16 protein-coding genes are annotated in these 17,741 nt (G+C 68.2%); 8 read left to right on the top strand and 8 right to left on the bottom strand.

What is annotated here, in order from left to right:
* Positions 1–2 precede the first annotated feature (2 nt).
* Positions 3–1,298 carry a branched-chain amino acid ABC transporter permease gene (locus AC1DFE_RS05265; RefSeq protein ID WP_476904931.1) on the bottom strand — a complete coding sequence of 432 codons (1,296 nt, stop codon included), beginning with the start codon at positions 1,296–1,298 and terminating at the stop codon, positions 3–5.
* Between the two features lie 347 nt (positions 1,299–1,645).
* Here AC1DFE_RS05265 and AC1DFE_RS05260 point away from each other — a divergent pair, with 347 nt between their 5' ends.
* Positions 1,646–2,542: a Bax inhibitor-1/YccA family protein gene (locus AC1DFE_RS05260; protein WP_476904854.1), complete on the top strand. Its 897-nt coding sequence runs from the start codon at positions 1,646–1,648 to the stop codon at positions 2,540–2,542.
* A 205-nt stretch (positions 2,543–2,747) separates the two neighbouring features.
* On the opposite strand, the gene AC1DFE_RS05255 is transcribed toward AC1DFE_RS05260, so the two are convergent.
* Genes AC1DFE_RS05255 through AC1DFE_RS05240 form a run of 4 tightly spaced genes read right to left on the bottom strand, consistent with a single transcriptional unit; the run spans position 2,748 to position 7,373 of the window.
* Positions 2,748–3,986: an acetyl-CoA C-acetyltransferase gene (locus tag AC1DFE_RS05255; RefSeq protein ID WP_476904853.1), complete on the bottom strand. Its 1,239-nt coding sequence runs from the start codon at positions 3,984–3,986 to the stop codon at positions 2,748–2,750.
* 35 nt (positions 3,987–4,021) lie between these two features.
* On the bottom strand, positions 4,022–5,182 hold the full coding sequence (gene galK / locus AC1DFE_RS05250) for a galactokinase (protein WP_476904852.1): 1,161 nt from the start codon (positions 5,180–5,182) through the stop codon (positions 4,022–4,024).
* Positions 5,179–6,357: a galactose-1-phosphate uridylyltransferase gene (gene galT, locus AC1DFE_RS05245; protein ID WP_476904851.1), complete on the bottom strand. Its 1,179-nt coding sequence runs from the start codon at positions 6,355–6,357 to the stop codon at positions 5,179–5,181. Before galT ends, galK begins: the two co-directional genes overlap by 4 nt.
* A complete protein-coding gene (locus AC1DFE_RS05240) occupies positions 6,354–7,373 on the bottom strand; it encodes a DeoR/GlpR family DNA-binding transcription regulator (protein ID WP_476904850.1) in 1,020 nt (339 codons plus the stop codon). Before AC1DFE_RS05240 ends, galT begins: the two co-directional genes overlap by 4 nt.
* 186 nt (positions 7,374–7,559) lie before the next feature.
* On the opposite strand from AC1DFE_RS05240, the gene AC1DFE_RS05235 reads away from it, so the two are divergent.
* The 4 genes from AC1DFE_RS05235 to AC1DFE_RS05220 all read left to right on the top strand — a co-directional run bounded on the left by AC1DFE_RS05235 (position 7,560) and on the right by AC1DFE_RS05220 (position 11,955).
* Entirely contained in the window at positions 7,560–8,555 is a 996-nt protein-coding gene (locus tag AC1DFE_RS05235) for an aldose 1-epimerase family protein (protein ID WP_476904849.1), read from the top strand.
* 123 nt (positions 8,556–8,678) lie between these two features.
* A complete protein-coding gene (locus AC1DFE_RS05230; RefSeq protein ID WP_476904848.1) occupies positions 8,679–10,100 on the top strand; it encodes an AI-2E family transporter in 1,422 nt (473 codons plus the stop codon).
* A gap of 3 nt (positions 10,101–10,103) precedes the next feature.
* Positions 10,104–11,342, top strand: coding sequence for a threonine ammonia-lyase (gene ilvA, locus AC1DFE_RS05225; RefSeq protein ID WP_476904847.1), 1,239 nt, complete (start codon positions 10,104–10,106; stop codon positions 11,340–11,342).
* Positions 11,343–11,349: 7 nt separating this feature from the next.
* The gene (locus AC1DFE_RS05220; protein ID WP_476904846.1) at positions 11,350–11,955 is read left to right on the top strand and encodes a rhomboid family intramembrane serine protease; all 606 of its coding nucleotides are present in this window, start codon (positions 11,350–11,352) and stop codon (positions 11,953–11,955) included.
* 142 nt (positions 11,956–12,097) lie between these two features.
* Here the strand turns inward: AC1DFE_RS05220 and greA are convergent, their stop codons facing one another.
* Together greA and AC1DFE_RS05210 are read right to left on the bottom strand one after the other, a co-directional pair.
* Entirely contained in the window at positions 12,098–12,592 is a 495-nt protein-coding gene (gene greA, locus AC1DFE_RS05215) for a transcription elongation factor GreA (protein WP_476904845.1), read from the bottom strand.
* A 190-nt stretch (positions 12,593–12,782) separates the two neighbouring features.
* Positions 12,783–13,253 carry a DUF4307 domain-containing protein gene (locus AC1DFE_RS05210; RefSeq protein WP_476904844.1) on the bottom strand — a complete coding sequence of 157 codons (471 nt, stop codon included), beginning with the start codon at positions 13,251–13,253 and terminating at the stop codon, positions 12,783–12,785.
* An 84-nt stretch (positions 13,254–13,337) separates the two neighbouring features.
* Between AC1DFE_RS05210 and mca the strand changes: the two genes are divergently transcribed.
* The 3 genes from mca (at position 13,338) to AC1DFE_RS05195 (ending at position 16,888) form a co-directional block, all read left to right on the top strand.
* Positions 13,338–14,243: a mycothiol conjugate amidase Mca gene (gene mca, locus AC1DFE_RS05205; protein ID WP_476904843.1), complete on the top strand. Its 906-nt coding sequence runs from the start codon at positions 13,338–13,340 to the stop codon at positions 14,241–14,243.
* A 160-nt stretch (positions 14,244–14,403) separates the two neighbouring features.
* Positions 14,404–14,682, top strand: coding sequence for a hypothetical protein (locus AC1DFE_RS05200; protein ID WP_476904842.1), 279 nt, complete (start codon positions 14,404–14,406; stop codon positions 14,680–14,682).
* The gene (locus tag AC1DFE_RS05195; RefSeq protein ID WP_476904841.1) at positions 14,660–16,888 is read left to right on the top strand and encodes a thioredoxin domain-containing protein; all 2,229 of its coding nucleotides are present in this window, start codon (positions 14,660–14,662) and stop codon (positions 16,886–16,888) included. Before AC1DFE_RS05200 ends, AC1DFE_RS05195 begins: the two co-directional genes overlap by 23 nt.
* Here AC1DFE_RS05195 and trhA read toward each other — a convergent pair.
* Positions 16,869–17,603, bottom strand: a complete 735-nt coding sequence (gene trhA, locus AC1DFE_RS05190; protein WP_476904840.1) for a PAQR family membrane homeostasis protein TrhA — start codon at positions 17,601–17,603, stop codon at positions 16,869–16,871. The two genes, AC1DFE_RS05195 and trhA, sit on opposite strands and share 20 nt — an antisense overlap.
* Positions 17,604–17,741 lie beyond the last annotated feature (138 nt).

The raw sequence follows: 17,741 nt of genomic DNA, 5'->3' as shown, positions 1-17,741 counted from the left end.
TCCTAACCCACCCGCTCGCGGCGGCCCAGGATGCCCTGCGGCCGGAACAAGAGGACAACGATCATGATGAAAAGTGCTCCCACGTACTTGAGGTCCGCCGCGAGGCCGAACACGGTGGTCAGTTCGACGAAGATGCCGACGATGATTGATCCGACGAGGGCGCCGAAGACGGTGCCCAGGCCGCCGAGGGTGACGCCGGCGAAGATGAGCAGCAGGATCTGCGAGCCCATGTCGAAGGTGACGCCCGGGCGGTAGTAGGCCCAGAGGATACCCCCGAGCGAGGCCAGCATGCCGCCCGTGATCCAGACGAGGCGGATCACGCCGTCGACGTCGATTCCGGAGGCGGCGGCGAGGGCGGGGTTGTCGGCCACGGCGCGGGTGGCCTTGCCGAGCCGGGTCTTCAGCAGCACGATGCCGATCAAGGCGATCACTGCCGCGCTGATGACCAGGGACCACAGGTTGTTGGGGGAAATGGAGACCGGGCCGAGCTCGATTTCCGCGCTCTGCGCGAACGGCAGCTGCTGGGTGGCTCCGCCGAAGTAGAACTGGATGATGTAGCGGACCGCCAGTGCCAGGCCGATGCTGACGATCATCATGGGTACCAGGCCGGTGCCGCGGCGGCGCAGCGGACGCCAGAGCCCGGCGTCCTGCGCGTAGCCAAAGAGTCCGCCGCCCACCAGGGCCAGGACGATGGCCAGCCAGAAGGGCAGGTTCAGGGCGTTGAACGCGAAGACCAGCACGGCGCCGAGGGTCACCATCTCACCGTGCGCGAAGTTGGTGAGCCCGGTGGTGCCGAAGATCAGGGACAGGCCTACCGAAGCCAGTGCCAGCAGGAGGCCGAAGCTCAGGCCGGCCACGAGCCTGTTGAGCAGATTCTGGCCGAAGTCCTGCTGCTGCACCACGATGCCTTTGCCGAAGGCGAAGATGACCGACAGGTTTGAGGTCTGGCTGAAGGCGACAGTCCGGGGATTCGCCTGGCCCTCGGCGAGTTTGATCCCCTTCGGGAGAGTGGACTCGTCGAGCTGGATCTCGTAGCTGCCCTGGGTGGGGACGCCGATGCTCCAGGACCCGTTGGCGCCCGACTTTGCCTCACCGGTGAACGTCCCGCTCTTGGCCGTGATCTTGACACCTTCGATGGGACGCCGAGAATCGTCTCGGAGGAAGCCGCTGATGGTGTCCTGGAACTGCTGGTTCGACGGGGGTGGTGTCGGAGCTGGAGTAGCGGCCTGCGATGCCGGCGCTGCGACAAGCAGAAGTGCTATGACGGCGGAGGCAATGGCCCCCCATACCTTCAGCAGCCCGGCCGGCCGGCGGATGGGCAGGCCTCTCGGTGTGCGTCTCAAAATGAAAACCTCCACGTGGGGGTGGTTGCGGCTGCGTCGTTGCAGCCGCTGCGAACGGAGGGCGGCGGATATCCGTGCCGGTGGAGCGGGCATTGACTAGCTGTGATATCCGTCACCCTGACCCGCTTATCGTACAGCGCAAGCAGTACAAACCGCGTGGGCGGAGCTGGCCATCAGATAGCGATCCGGTAACAACTGAAATGCCCGCCACCAGAAGGAACTTTCCGTGCCGCTGGTCCGTGGAAATTGGTAGCGTGACCAGTAGATTCATCACTCAACCCCATACATGGAGGACACCCGCAATGGCACTTGGCGGAAACCCGATCTTCAACGGAAAGAATTTCCGTGGAGCCACCCAGGCACCGCCTGTCCCGCAGGCGTACGGCCACAACAACTACGGCCAGAACCAGTTCGGCCAGCCGGGCTATGGGCAGCCTGGCTACGGCCAGCAGAACATGTCCACCGACCAGCTGCAGCAGATGTACAACCGGCCTGCCGCCGGCCCCGCCGAGACGGGGCGGATGACCTTCGACGACGTCATCGTCAAGACCGCCATCTGCCTCGCGGCAGTGGTGGTTGGCGCTGCCGTCACGCTGACCGTGGGCCTCTCGCTCGCCAGCATGCTCATGATCGTCGGCGCGCTGGGCGGCTTTGCGCTGGGCCTCGTCAACACGTTCAAGAAGCAGCCGTCGCCGGCCCTGATCCTGGCCTACGCGGCCCTCGAAGGACTCTTCCTGGGAGGCCTGACGCGCATCCTTGACGGGCTGTACCCGGGCGTCGGCCTGCAGGCTGTCATCGGCACGCTGTCCGTCTTCGCCGTGACCCTGGTGCTCTTCAAGAGCGGCAAGGTCCGCGCCACGCCCAAGGCGATGCGCTTCTTCATGATCGCCACCATCGGGTACGCAGTCTTCGCGCTGATCAACATGGTCATGATGTGGACCGGCGCCGTGGATTCCCCGTTCGGCCTGCGGACGAGCATGGAGATCGCTGGCATTCCGCTGGGCGTCTTCATCGGCCTGCTCGCGATCGGCCTCGCTGCCTTCTCGCTGATCATGGACTTCACCAGCATTGAGGCCGGCGTCCGCAGCGGAGCGCCGGAGCGCTTCTCCTGGACCGCCGCCTTCGGCCTGACCGTCACGCTCGTGTGGCTGTACGTGGAGATCATCCGGCTGCTGGCCATCCTCCGCGGCGACGACTGACGGGACTGACCGGCGGCGACAAAGCTGCGCCGGGCATCCCGCCGTCGTCATGCATTAGTTCGAGGGATTCAATAGCTCCAACAAGAGTGGGCCCCGCCAACCGGCGGGGCCCACTCTTGTATCAGGACTGGAGTTTTTGTCCACTTATTAGGACTTCGGGGGCCATTTGGAGCCATTGTGTGGACAAAAACTCCAATGGAGGGGGCTAGGTGAGCCGTTCCAGCACCACGGCCATGCCCTGCCCGCCGCCGACGCAGAGGGTGGCGAGGCCCAGCGTTCCGTCCGTTTCACGGAGGCCGTTGATGAGCGTGGTGGCCATCCGTGCGCCGGTCATGCCGAACGGATGGCCCAGCGCGATGGCACCGCCGTGCACGTTGAGCTTCGCGGGGTCGATTTTCAGTTCGCGGGCGCTGGCCACCACCTGGACGGCGAAGGCCTCGTTGAGCTCCACGAGGTCAACGTCCCGCATATCCAGCCGGGCACGGTCCAGCGCCTGCCGGGAGGCTTCCACCGGTCCCATTCCCATCAGTTCGGGGGACAGTGCGGTGGCTGCAGTGGAGACGATTTTGGCCAGCGGCTCCAGCCCCAGGTCCCGGGCCAGATCGTAGCTCATGACGACAAGGGCCGCTGCGCCGTCATTCAGCGGGCACGCGTTGCCCGCCGTGACGGTTCCCTCCCGCCGGAAGACCGGCTGCAGGGCGCTGACGGCATCGAGGGTCACGCCGGGCCGCGGTGAATCGTCCCGTTCCACCAGCGTGCCGTCGCGCCGCCCGTATGGCGTGATTTCGCGGGCATAGAAGCCGGAGGCGATCGCCGCCTCGGCCCTGTTCTGGCTCAGCACGGCCCATTCATCCTGGTCGGCCCGGCCGATGCCGTAGGAGGTAGCCACGTTCTCCGCTGTCTGGCCCATCGCGATGTAGATGTCCGGCATCCGGCCGCCCAGCCGGGGATCCGTCCAGGGCGTGTTCGACTCCGCGCGCGCGGCTGTGCGGTGGCCCGCCGGTTCGAACAGCGGGTTGTGGTTTTTAGCTCCGGTTTCGCCCGCCCCGGCCCATTCCTGGTAGCGCGACACGGCTTCGACGCCGGCCGCCACGAAGGCCTGCCCCTCGCCCGCCCGGATGGCGTGGAAGGCCATCCGGAGGGTCTGCAGGCTGGAGGCGCAGAACCTGTTGACGGTGGCGGCAGGCACGTTGTCCAGGCCGGCGAGGATGGTGACCACCCGGGCCATGTTGGAGCCTGCCTCACCGCTAGGTTCGGCGCAGCCCAGGTAGAGGTCGTCCAGGCCCGGTCCGGTGTCTCCTGTGGGGTCGAACGCCGGCAGCTTGGCCAGCGCGGCCCGGACCATGGCCGCCGCCAAATCGTCCGGCCGCTCATCCCTCAGTGATCCCTTGAAGGCGCGGCCGATCGGGCTCCTGGCGGTTGAAACAATGACTGCTTCAGGCATGTGACCAGCCTACGCCCGCACTCCCGCAGGAACAGCTACGCCAGCCGCATGGCCCCGGCCGCCGGGGTGACCGTGAAAATGTGCGGCGCCGTGTACCCCGCCGCGGCAAAGGACCGTACGACGGCGGTACGCACCTGCTGCTCCTCGCTCACCGGAGTCAGGGCGATGGCGGCGCCGCCGAACCCCCCGCCGGTCATCCGGGCGCCGATGGCGCCGCTGGCCCGGGAGGCTTCGACGGCGAGATCCAGTTCCGCACAGGAGATCTCAAAATCGTCGCGCATGGACGCGTGGCTCGCATCCAGCAGGGCGCCGATGGCCGACGGGCCCTGCTGCCCCAAAAGTTCCACGGTCTGCAGCACGCGGTCGTTCTCGGTGACCACGTGCCGGACGCGGCGGAACGTGACCTCGTCCAGCAGCCCGCTGGCCTCTTCCAGATCGCCCGGCGTGACGTCCCGGAGCGCCCTGACGCCCAGTACCTCGGCGCCCAGTTCGCAGGAGGCCCGGCGGGAGGCGTAGCCGCCGTCGGCATGGGAATGTGACACCTTCGTGTCGATGACCAGCAGGACAAGTCCGGCCGCCTCGGCCTCGAAGGGGACCAGTTTGACGCTCTGGTCCCGGCAGTCCAGGAAGACGGCGTGGCCCTTTGATCCGCGCAGCGAGGCGGACTGGTCCATGATGCCTGTGGGGGCGCCGACGAAGTCGTTCTCCGCGCGCTGGGTGGCCAGCACCATGTCCTCCGGGCCCATGCCCGCGGCGGTGAGGTCGTTGAGTGCCGAGATCACCGCACACTCAATGGCATGGGATGAGGACAGCCCGGCGCCGAGGGGCACATCGGAGTGCAGCAGCAGGTCCAGGCCCGGGACGGCGATGCCGCGCTGCTGCAGGGACCAGATGACGCCCAGCGGGTACTTGGTCCAGCCCTTGGCCGTCCCGCCCTCCAGCGACGAGGTGTCCGCCGTCGTGATTCCCTGGTCACCGTACGTCGAGAGCAGCCGGACGGTGGAGTCCGGCCGGACCCCCACGGCCACGCGGGCAGTCCGGTCGATGGCGAACGGCAGCACGAAACCCTCGTTGTAGTCCGTGTGTTCGCCGATCAGGTTGACCCTGCCGGGAGCCTGCCAGACGCCGTCGGGCTCGCGGCCGAACGCGGCGTGGAACCGGGCCTCAAGGTCGGTGGTGGTGGCGGGGGCGGTCATGCGTGGGCTCCTTCGGTGAGGTTTGGTTCAACAAGGCCGGGGGCAGCCGGAGCGAGTGCCTCGGCCGCGGATGCCGGAACGGTCACCGAGCGGAGCCGCTCCGCGACCTGTTCGGGGGTGGTGTCGTTAATGAAGGCACCCATGGCGGCCTCGGAGCCGGCCAGGAACTTGAGCTTGTCAGCCGCGCGGCGCGGGGACGTCAGCTGCAGGTGCAGGTAGCTCGCCGGGCGCAGCAGGTCATCCACGGGGGCCTGGTGCCACGCGGAAATGTAGGGCGTCGGGGTGGGGTAGAGGGCGTCGAGGCGCTTGAGCAGGTCGAGGTAGACGTGGGCCAGCTCGTCCTTTTCCTCCCCGGTCAGCCCCGCCAGGTCTGGGACCTGGCGGTGCGGAACCAGGTGGATTTCCAGCGGCCACCGGGCAGCGAACGGAACGTATGCGCTGAAGCTGTCGCTTTCCAGGACCATCCGGCTGCCGTCCTCCCGTTCGGCCCGCAGCAGCGAGCCGGTCAGCGTCTGCTGCCCACCGGCGTCGTCATAGAATTTGCGCGCGGCAGCGCCCATGACGGAGCCACGCGGGGTGACGTAGGGGTAGGCGTAGATCTGGCCGTGCGGGTGGTGAAGCGTGACGCCGATGTCCGCGCCGCGGTTCTCGAACGGGAACACCTGCTTGATGCCGGGGAGCGCGCTGAGGGCCGCCGTCCGGTGGGCCCATGCCTCCACCACGGTACGGGCACGGGTTTCGCTCAGGCCGCTGAACGATCCCGTGTGCTCCGGGGTGAAGGTGACAACCTCGCACCGTCCGTAGGCGGGGCCGGTGGTACCCCAGCCCGGGTTGGCCGGGACGGGGCCCAGGGCCGGGCCGAGGGAGGGGAAGCGGTTCTCGAACACCACGACGTCGTAGTCCGGGGCGGGGATCTCCGACGGATTGGCGTCTGTGGTGGGGCAGATGGGGCACTGGTCCGCGGGCGGCAGGTGGGTGCGCGTCTGACGGTGCGCGGCCACGGCCACCCACTCGCCGGTCAATGCGTCGAACCGGACTTCACCGGGCTCACCGCGGGGCGGCAGGTCCCTGCGGTCCTGTGCCTCTTCGACGGACCGTGGGCGGGCTGAGCCGGCGTCGTCGAAGTAGAGCAGTTCGCGGCCGTCGGCGAGCTGGGTGCTGGTGATGTGGGTCATGCGTCATGTCCTTTGAACGCGGTCGCGGGCGGCGTCTGGCCGTCCGGGAGGCTGGTGGGGCGGGGAGTGAAGGGGGCTGGTGTCGAGGGGGTCGGTGTTGGGGTCGCCGGGCTGTCGGTGGCCGGGCTGCCGGTGGAAGATGTGCCGGGAACAGGCGTCCCGGGAACAGGCGTCCCGCGAACACGTGTCCCGCACACCGGCGTTCCGGGAACCGGCGTTAGGGGTGCCAACCGCAGCTCCCCGACGGACTGCCGGAGCAGTTCCTCGGCTGCGGGTCCAGCGTCACCGGCGGGACCGGTGCGGATCCGGGCGTCGGTAATGAGGGTGCCGACGGCGGACAGCGGGGCGATCCCGGCGAGCCCCACGGTCCCGTACTTGGTGGAATCCGCCAGCACGGCCAGATGGTCCGACGCCGCGATCATGGCGGCGTTGACCTCGGACTCGAGGAGGTTCGGCGAGGTGATGCCGGCCTTCGGATCGAAGCCGTGCACGCCCATGAAGCACAGGTCGGCGTGCAGCTTGTCCAGTGCATGCACCGTCACCGGGCCCACAAGGGCCTCCGACGGAGTGCGCTGGCCGCCCAGGACCACGGTGCGGATGCCGCCGTCGCGGGACATGGAAGCCAGTGCATTGGCCACCATCAGGGAGTTGGTTGCCACGGTGAGCCCGATATCCCGGGGGAGTAGCCGGGCGAGTTCGTGGGTGGTGGTGCCCCCCGAAACCAGCAGGGTCATGCCGGGCCGGAGCAGCGTGAGCGCCTCCGCGGCGATAGCACGTTTCGCCTCGGTCTCCTGTGCAGACTTGGCGCCGAACCCGGGTTCGAGGGCGCTGTATGCGGAAGCCCGGGTGGCACCGCCGTGAACCCGCAGGAGCAGGCCTTCGGCGTCTAGGGCGTCGATGTCGCGCCGGACGGTCATTTCGGAGACGCGGAGCAGGCCCGCCAGTGCAGCCACGCGGACGGTGCCCTCGGTGTCGAGTTCCTGGAGGATGCGGTGCTGCCGTTGCGTTGCCAGCACGTTGTTCCCCCTTTCTCGAGAGCCTTTTTCTCGGGGCTCAGCTGCCTGTGCGCCCGGTCACGCTTTGTGCCTGTTCCCATTGTGGCACAAAGCGATCAAAAACAAATACTTTCTAACAAAAGATAACAAGTGTCGCGCCTTTCGCAAGGTGCCAGTGCAGTGGTGCGTGCGTTGTACGGTAGGTCCATGACTTCCGGCGCGACTTCCGAAACCAGCGATTCCCCCGTGGCCAGCGATTCCGGCGTGGCGAGCGATTTCCCCTCGGCTCAGCGGCGTTACGCCACGGGCAGGCAGTACGAGCTCAGGCGGGGCGACGCGCTCGCCGTGGTCACCGAGCTGGCTGCCGGGCTGCGGTGGTACAGCCGCGGGGACGTCCAGCTGACGGAGTCCTATGGCGATTCCGACATTCCGCCCGGCGCGACGGGCATCACCCTGGCGCCCTGGGCGAACAGGGTGGAAGACGGGATCTGGCACCTGGACGGCAAGAAGCAGCAGCTGGACATCACTGAAGTTTCCAAAAACAACGCCAGCCACGGGCTTCTGCGTAATGCGGCGTATTCCCTCGTTGCCGAATCCGAGTTTGCGGTGACCCTCGAGGCGCCGGTGTTTCCCCAACACGGCTACCCCTTCCTGGTGCGGCACCGCGTGGAGTACTCGCTGGCCGAGGATCTGGGCCTGGAGGTGCGGCAAACGCTGGTCAACGACTCCGAGGCCGGGGCGCCGTTCGTGCTGGGTGCACACCCCTATCTCCGGATCGGTGATGTCCCCTCGGAAGAGCTCACACTGACTGTGGATGCCGCAACGAGGCTGGTGGCCGATGAGCGGCTCATTCCGCGCAGCGCCGAACCTGTTTCCGCGGACAGCGACCTGAGGCGGGGGAGAACAGTGGGGGAGTTGGACCTCGACGTCGCCCTGACCGACCTGGCGTTCGACGGCGGGATTGCCCGCCACACGCTGACCGCGCCGGACGGCCGCAGCGTCAGCCTGTGGCAGGACAGCACGTGCCCGTTTGTCCACGTGTTCGTCAGCCGCATCTACCCGGGCCGGACGGCAGCCGTGGCTCTGGAGCCGATGACGGGTCCGGCAAATGCCTTCAACTCCGGGGACAGCCTCCGCTGGCTGGCGCCCGGGGACTCGTTCACCATCACCTGGGGCATCCGCGCTGACCTGGCTGCTGCGTAAGGGCTGCGTGACCGGAGCAGTGCCTGAAGGATCTGTGTGGGACGAATCGGTGCCTGATGGATCGGTGCACAGGCCGGCCGTGCCGCGTTTCCCATAGCCGGGCGGCTAGGGAAGTATTGGGCTATGACGCCAGCTAGGGACGCCACACCAGACGAGGCAGCCACCACGAGTGCCAGCACGACAGGCAGCGCCAGCACGACGGGCATCGCCAGCGCTCAAGGCAGTGCCAGCATGGCGCCCGGTGCCACGGGCAGGGCGAACAGCGCAAACGCTGCCCGGCCCTTCGGGCGCCTGGAGCCGGGGCGTATCCGGACCGACCGCGACCTGGACCAGGACATTCCCTACGGCGTCCGCATTGCGGCGGCCTGGGCCTGGCGGCTGGGCCTGATCCTGCTGGTCGGCAGCGCCCTGATCTGGCTGCTGGCCAAGGTCACCTTCCTCATCATTCCCGTCATGGTGGCGGCTCTGCTGGCGGGCCTGCTCAGCCCTGTGGTGCGGTGGCTGCGGAAATCGCGCGTCCCGAACGGGGCCGCCGTCGCCATTACGGTCCTGGGCTTCATCGGACTCATTGCCGGCGCCCTGGCCCTTGTGGGCAGGCAGTTGGCGCTCGGTTTCCAGGAGCTGTGGAACGAGGCGCTGACCGGCGTCCAGCAGGTCCAGGACTGGCTGGCCGAGGGCCCGCTGCACCTGACCGCAGCCCAGATTGACCAGTACATCAAGGAGGCCGCGGCCGCGCTGCAGAACAACAGCAGCAGCATCCTCAGCGGCGCCCTGTCCTTCGGGAGCACCGCCGGGCACTTCGCCGCGGGGCTGGTCCTGGCGCTGTTCATCCTGATCTTCTTCCTCCTGGAAGGCGGCCGGATCTGGGCCTTCCTGGTCCGGCTCCTGCCGCGGCAGGCACGGATCCCCGCCGACGGCGCCGGGCGGCGCGGGTGGGCGTCCATGGTCAGCTACGCGCGGATCCAGATGTTCGTGGCCTTCGTTGACGCCGTCGGCATCGGCGTCGGCGCGGCGATCATCGGTGTCCCGCTGGCCCTGCCGCTGGGGGTACTGGTCTTTATCGGCTCCTTCATCCCCGTGGTCGGTGCGCTGGTGACGGGCGCCATCGCGGTGCTGCTCGCCCTGGTGGCCAACGGTCCGGTCAACGCCCTGGTCATGCTGGGCATCGTGCTGCTGGTGCAGCAGCTGGAAAGCCATATCCTGCAGCCGCTGGTCATGGGCAAGGCCGTCGCGCTGCATCCGGTGGCCGTCATCCTGTCCGTCGCCGCCGGTTCCTACCTCGCCGGAATCCCCGGGGCGCTGTTCTCGGTCCCCATTCTGGCCGTAGCAAATTCGGCGATTCGGTATATTGCTGCCAGAACGTGGGAATATGAACTTGTGCCGGCTGCCGCGGGCCTGGCCCCAGCCGACGAGGACAACACCTTCAGGGATGTCCGGCTGCCGGGCTCGCATGCCGGCCACGGCAGCGCTGCCGGCACTGCACACGGCGCCCGGGGCGGCAACGCCGCCCCCGGTGCCGACATCGAATCACCCAAAGGAGAATAGTTCGTGAACACCCCCGAAAGCCTTCCCGTCACGCTGGACGATGTCCTTGAGGCGCAGAAGCTGCTGGACGGGATTATTGCGCGGACACCGGTGGAGTCCTCCCGGGCCCTGGGCGCCATGGTGGGCGGCGAGGTCTACTTCAAGTGCGAGAACCTGCAGCGCGCCGGCTCCTTCAAGGTGCGCGGCGCCTACGTGCGGATGGCCCGCCTCTCCGAATCCGACAAGAAACGCGGCGTGGTGGCGGCCTCTGCCGGCAACCACGCGCAGGGCGTGGCAGTCGCCGCCAAGAGCCTGGGCATCAACGCCCGAATCTACATGCCGCTCGGCGTGGCGCTGCCCAAACTCGCGGCGACGCGCAGCCATGGCGCGGAGGTGGTCCTGCACGGGCACAACGTGGATGAGGCCCTCGCCGAGGCCCAGCGGTACGCCGACGACACCGGAGCCGTGTTCGTCCATCCCTTCGACAACGTGGATGTCGTGGCCGGCCAGGGCACCCTGGGGCTGGAGATCCTCGAACAGGTGCCCAACGTCGACACCATCCTGATGGGGGTCGGCGGCGGCGGCCTGCTGGCCGGCGTCGCGGTGGCCGTCAAAGCCCGCGCCAAGGAGCTCGGCCGGGACATCCGCATCATCGGCGTGCAGGCGGAAAACGCGGCTGCGTACCCGCCGTCGCTGGCAGCGGACGCCCTGGTGCCGCTCAAGAAGGTTTCCACGATGGCGGACGGCATCGCCGTCGGCCGCCCCGGCCAGCTGCCGTTCAGCATCATCCGCGAGCTGGTGGACGATGTGGTGACCGTCAGCGAGGACTCCCTGGCGCGGGCCCTGATCTTCCTGCTGGAACGGGCCAAGATGGTGGTAGAGCCGGCCGGTGCGGTGGGCGTGGCGGCCCTCATGGACGGCAAGATCGAAAACCCGGGGACCACCGCCGTCGTCCTGTCCGGCGGCAACATTGACCCCATGCTGATGCTCAAGGTGATCCAGCGCGGCCTTTCCGCCGCCGGCCGGTACATGACCGTGCGGATGATGCTTGATGACCGCCCGGGCTCGCTGGCCACGATCGCCCGCATCATCGCCGAGAACGACGCCAACGTGACCGGCCTCGACCACACGCGCGTGGGCGGCTCCATCAGCATGGGCGACGTCTCCATCACGGTGAACCTTGAGACCAAGGGCCACGAGCACGGCGAACAGGTCCTCGGCGCGCTGCGGGCCGAAGGCTTCCAGCCGATTGTGGTGCACTAGGAGCGGCATGCTTGACAGCCAGGGAGAGGCGCCGGCCACCAGGGAAACGGCTGCCGCCCGCGCCAAAGCCGGGCTGCTGGTGGTGGGATCCTTCGTGGCGCTCCTGTTCGCCATCGAGCTGCTCAACACGGTGCTGCTGCACTCGCTGAACGGCATCTTCGGGCTCAGGCCCAGAAGCGCCGACGGCATCCTGGACATGCTCACGTTCCCGCTGCTGCACGCCAACCTCAACCACGTGCTGTCGAATGCACTGCCGCTGATCATCTTCGGATTCCTGGTTTTTCTCTCCGGGATCCGGGTCTTCCTCACGGCCGTGGCCTGCAGCTGGCTGGGTTCCGGGCTCGCCGTCTGGCTGATTGGCTCCGGCGGGGTCACCGTGGGCTCGTCCGGCCTGGTCTTCGGCCTTTTCGCGTTCCTCCTGGTGCGCGGGTTCTTCAACCGCAACTGGTGGCAGATCGTGCTTTCGGTGGTGCTGTTCCTGGCCTACGGATCCATCCTTTTCGGGATCATTCCGAATGTGGCAGGGTATGTGTCCTGGCAGGCACACCTGGGCGGCGCCGCCGGCGGCGTCCTGGCCGCCGTCGTGCTGAGGGCACGGACCTCCCGCCGCTGAACGCCAGTGGCGCGCCCCTTAGCGCACAGCTCTTGAAGCCACGACTTTTCAAAGCACTGCGCCTTAAAGCACGACGCCGGCCGTCCCCGTAGTCGGGGAGGCCGGCGTCGTGCGTTTGCTGGGACCGAGGACGGTTGCGGTGTTAGCCCGAGTAAGGCTTGGCGGAAAGGATCTCCACGGAGATGTCCTTGCCGTTGGGGGCGGTGTAGCTGAGCTTGTCGCCCTCCTTGTGACCCATGATCGCGGAACCGAGCGGGGACTTCTCGCTGAAAACGTCCAGATCGGAGTCGCCGGCAATTTCCCGGGAGCCGAGCAGGAAGGTCTCTTCATCGCCGGCGATGCGGGCGACGACGATCATGCCGGGCTCAACGATTCCGTCGTCGGCCGGTGCCTCGCCCACGTGGGCGTCGCGGAGCAGGACGGTCAGCTGGCGGATGCGGGCTTCGATCTTGCCCTGCTCTTCCTTCGCAGCGTGGTAACCGCCGTTTTCCTTGAGGTCTCCCTCCTGGCGCGCAGCCTCGATTTTCTGGACGATTTCCGCCCGGCCGGCGCCGGAAAGGTGGTCCAGCTCTGCCTTCAGGCGGTCAAAAGCTTCCTGGGTAAGCCAAGCTGCAGGCGCGCTGTTAGTGGTAGACACGGACTTCTCCTCTAGTGGTGTACAAGCGGTCATACAAACAAAGACCCCGCCACGGTGGCCACCTGTGGAACTCAGTAACCATCTCAGCGGGGTAAAGGTATTGATCCATTGTAGTCAATCCTGTGGAGTAAACCCAATGACCGAGCGGTGTGGCTCACATTCTCTATGTGGCTGCCGTTCTCCTGCGGGCCTAGGAGGCCGCGGGCTTCGGGATCCAGCAGTTGTCCACGACGCCCGAGACGGCCTGAGATTCGGTGCGCAGGAGAACCCGCTGGGCGACTGTGCGTCCGCCGTCGGCACTCTGGCCCTGAGCCTCCTGCTCCACCGGCGGAATGTCGATCACCTTCCACCCGACCACGGCAAACTTGGAGTCGAGCGCCTTGATGGCGCACTTTACCGCCGTGCCGGGTTCCCTGGTCACCTGGAAGTCCACCTGGACCTGGGTGGCATCCGCGGTACGGTAACCGATGTCCTTGTACGTCACAGAGGCGGCGGCACCGGACGTGGACACCCACGCCAGGGTGCCCATCCCCACTGCCAGCGCGGCGATTCCCGTCCAGCGCTTGGCCTTTCCGGACATGCTGCGCTTTGGACGGCCGTAGCGATTGGCTAGGCTAATGTCTGCAGGCTGGGCAGTGCCCGACTTGTCCTCGGTAGTCACCCTTCCAGTTTAGTGGCGATTACCCGGGGCAAGTTCCGGCGTCAGCATTGCAGTCAGTCCCAGGAGAAAGAGGAGCAGTCCCAGATGACAGCGTCCACCAGCCAGCCGCCGAAGCTTCGCCTGCTGACAGTCCACGCCCACCCGGACGACGAGTCCAGCAAGGGCGCGGCCACCATGGCCATGTACGCCGCCGCCGGGGTGGACGTCATGGTTGCGACCTGCACGGACGGCTCCCGTGGTGACATCCAGAACCCGGCCATGGAGAGCGAGCCCCACCCCAAGCGGGACATGGCAGGCGCCCGCCGCCTCGAAATGAACGAGGCCGCCCGGATCCTGGGCATCCAGCAGCGCTGGCTGGGCTTCGTGGACTCGGGGCTGCCCGAGGGCGACCCGCTCCCGCCGCTGCCGGCCGGGTCCTTCGCGGTGCAGTCCCTGGAACGGGCGGCGGCCCCCCTCGTCAGGCTGGTCCGCGACTTCAAGCCGCACGTCATCGTCAGCTATGACGAGAATGGCGGCTATCCGCACCCGGACCACATCATGGCCCACCGGGTTACGGTGGAGGCCTTCGAAGCCGCAGGGGACCCCGCCCGGTATCCGGGCACCGGGGAAGCGTGGGAGCCGAGCAAGCTGTACTACGACCGCGCCTTCAGCCCCGAGCGGTTCCGCGCCCTGCATTTTGCCCTGGAGGAGGCCGGGCTCCAGTCGCCCTACGCACAGCGGCTCGCCGCCTGGCTTGAGGCCGACGCCGAAGGGCACACGCCGCCGCCCCCGATGCACGAAACCACTACCCAGGTGGACTGCGGCGACTTCTTCGCGGCGCGGGACGACGCGCTCCGGGCCCACCGCACGCAGGTTGATCCGCTGGGCTTCTTCTTCGCCGTGTCAGCGGAGATGCAGGCGCGCGTCTGGCCCTGGGAGGACTACACGCTGATCCATTCGAGGGTGGCCTCTGAGCTGCCGGAAAAGGACCTCTTCGCGGGGCTAAGATAGAGACAAGAGACATTTTCTATCCCTTGTAGAAAATGTCGCGTAGACGACCCCGCGTAGTCGACCGTGTGGCGGCGGAAGCGGCCACGGCCGCGCGCGTACCAACGGCCAGGCGTCAGCCCACGGGGCGGACGCCGGCCCCAGCCTCGAGAAGGTTTGAACAGTGCACCATTTGCTCATCGCCCTGGCATCGTCCCCGGCACCCTCGCCGGGGCTGAAGCCCGGCCTGTCCCAGGACCAGGTCACTCCCGGCCTCCTGGGATTTCTCCTGACCGCCTTCATCGTGGTGCTCACCGCGCTGCTGATCGTGGACATGGTGCGCCGGATCCGCCGGGTGCGGTACCGTGCCCAGGTGGAGGAGGAACGCCAGGCTGCCGCGGGGGAGGCCGACATTGCCCGCGACGACGCCGCCAACGGCAATGCAGGCCGCGCCGACACCTGATCCGAAATCGGGGCAGACCGGATCAGGGCCGCCCGGGCCGGGGGAGCATAACGCCCTCGGCGCGGAACCCTCTGCCTACCTGCGCCAGCACGCCGGCAACCCGGTGCACTGGCAGGCGTTCGGGGACGCCGCCTTTGCGCGGGCAGCGTCCCGGAATGTCCCGGTGTTCCTGTCCATCGGCTACGCCGCCTGCCACTGGTGCCACGTCATGGCCCGCGAATCCTTCGAGGACCAGGCCACCGCCGACTACCTGAACGGGCATTTCGTGGCGGTCAAGGTGGACCGCGAGGAACGTCCCGACGTCGACGCCGTGTACATGGCCGCCACGCAGGCCATCAGCGGCGAGGGCGGGTGGCCCATGTCCGTCTTCCTGACCCCCGAGGGCCTGGCCTTCCACGCCGGCACCTACTTCCCGCCCCGGCCCATGCCGGGGCGCCCCTCCTTCCGCCAGGTCCTCGAGGCGGTGCATGAGGCGTGGACGGAACGCCGCGACGCCGTGGAGCAGAACGCCCGCTCGCTCGCACAGAACATGGGGCAGGTGCAGCTTGCGGCTGCCGTGGACGTAACCCGTCCGCCCGAGCAGCTCGACGCGCGCCTGCTGCCCGCCGCGGTGCGTTCATTGGCGGGGTCCGAAGACGCCGACGACGGCGGGTTCGGCGCCGCCCCCAAGTTCCCGCCGTCGGCAGTTCTGGAGTTCCTGGTCCGGCACGCCGCGGTGCCGTCGGAGACGGCCGGGGAGGCCAGGGGGATGGCTGGGCGCACCCTCGCGGCCATGGGCCGCTCGGCTCTCTTCGACCAGCTCGACGGCGGCTTCGCCCGGTATTCGGTGACGCGCGACTGGTCCGTTCCGCACTTCGAGAAGATGCTCTACGACAACGCCCAGCTGCTGCGCGTCTACGTGCACTGGGTCAGGCTCGGCGGAACAGCCGGGTTCCCGGCAGCCGAGGCGGCGGATATTGCCGCGCGGACTGCAGACTGGATGCTCTCCGCGCTGGGCCTGCCGGAGGGTGGTCTGGCATCCTCGCTGGATGCCGACACCGTAGTGGACGGCGAGCACCACGAAGGGGCCACCTACCTCTGGACCCCCGATGATCTGGAGCGGGTGCTCGGCGCGGAGGACGCCGCGGCCGTCGCCTGGATGATGAACGTCGGTAGCCGGGGCACCGTCTCGGAGCTGGGTTCGCCGCTGCACCCCGGCCGGGCGCTGGGCGGCGACGAGGCCCGGCTCTGGCAGGACGCGCGGCCCAGGCTCCGGGAAGCCAGGGTACGCAGGCCGCAGCCCGCGCGGGACGAGAAGGTGGTGGCGGGGTGGAACGGGCTTGCTGTTGCTGCGCTCGCGGACGCCGGGGCGGTGCTGGACAGGCCGAACCTGGTGGCGGAGGCAGCCAGGATCGCCGGCTACCTGGAACGCGTCCACTGGCGGCCGGCAGCGGAGGAACCGGCAGCGGGGGACCCGGCAGCGGGGGTGCAGGCTCCTCCGGTGCCGGCCGCAGGGAGGCTGGTCCGGGTTTCGCATGGCGGCACCTCCCGGGGGATCGGCGGGCTGCTCGAGGACTATGCCTTCTGTGCGGACGGTTTCCTTGCCTTGTACTCGGCCACGGGCGACCCGCATTGGTACGCGCTGGCAGAGCAGGTGATCGAGGCAACCCGGGCGCGGTTCGTGGACGGCGGAACGCTTGCCGATTCCGCCGGGGAGTCGCAGCAGGTGGTCAGCGCCCAGGGCGGAAAACCGGGTCTGGAGTTTTTTGACGACGCGACGCCAAGCGGGGCTGCGGCTTTCGCCGGGGCGCTGCTGGGCTACGCTGCCCTGTCCGGGTCCGCGGAGCACCGGATCATGGCCGGGAACATCCTGGGGCTGGTGCCCCCGCTCGCCACCAGGGCGCCGCGCGCGGCGGGCTGGCTGCTGGCCACAGCGCAGGCCGCGCTGGCGGGACCGCTGGAGGCCGCCGTCGTCGGACCTGCCGGTCCCGAGCGGGACGCCCTCCACCGCGCCCTGCTGCTGTCCCCGAGCCCGGGGCTGGTGGTCGCAGTGGGGGACGCAGAAACGGACGACGGCGGGACGCCGGCCGAGGTGCCTCTGCTGCGTCACCGGCCTGCCGGACCCGGCGGGGAACCGCTGGTGTACGTGTGCCGCGGTATGGTCTGCGACCGGCCCGTGGCAACCGTCCGGGAGGCCCTCGACCGGGTCAGCTCAGGACTGCGATGAGGATGGCCGCGAAGTGCGCGCCGAAGGCCAGCACCGTGAAGGCGTGGAACAGTTCGTGGAAGCCGAAGTGCTGGTAGCTGAAGTTGGGCTTCTTGAGCGCGTAGAACACGGCCCCGGCGATGTACAGCGCCCCGCCGACGCAGATGAGCAGGGCAGCCGGGACGCTCGCCGCGAAAAAGGCGGGCAGGTAGAACAGGGACCCGCAGCCGAGGCCGATGTAAATGGGCACATACAGCCAGCGGGGCGCGTCGGTCCATAGCAGCCGGAACAGTACACCCAGGATCGCGGCGGACCAGATCAGCCACAGCAGTACCTCCGCCGCCGTCCTGTCCAGGAGGCTCCACGCGAGCGGCGTGTAGCTCCCGGCAATCACCAGCATGATGTTGGTGTGGTCGAGCCGTTTGAGGATGCGTTTGACGCCGGGGGACCAGTTGCCGCGGTGGTACACGGCGCTGACGCCGAACAGCAGGACGCCGGTGAGGGCATAGATGGCGGACGTGATCTTGCGGTCCGCGGTGGGAGCCACAGCAACCAGGACAATCCCCGCCGCCAGGGCGAACGGCGCTGTGACCGTGTGGATCCAACCCCGCCACTTGGGTTTGATCGTCAGCAGTTCGGCGATGCGTGCCGCGGCGTCGTCGACGGCGGTGGGCTCTGCCTTAGGCGTGCGCGGCTCCGGGGCGCCCGGTCCGCCGTCCGGGGCGTTGCTTTTCATGCCCTCCAGAATAACCTACGACCCAGTAAGTTACTGACGGGTAATGCGTCTGCTGCCAGGTCCTCGACGTTCAGCCGTCCGGGCCGCCAGCCGCCGCCTGCACGCGGCCGCACCCTCCGGGCGGTAGCCTAGGACTTG

The organism is Arthrobacter sp. 05T423 (assembly GCF_056396245.1).
This window is presented reverse-complemented; position numbering and strand designations above follow the sequence as displayed.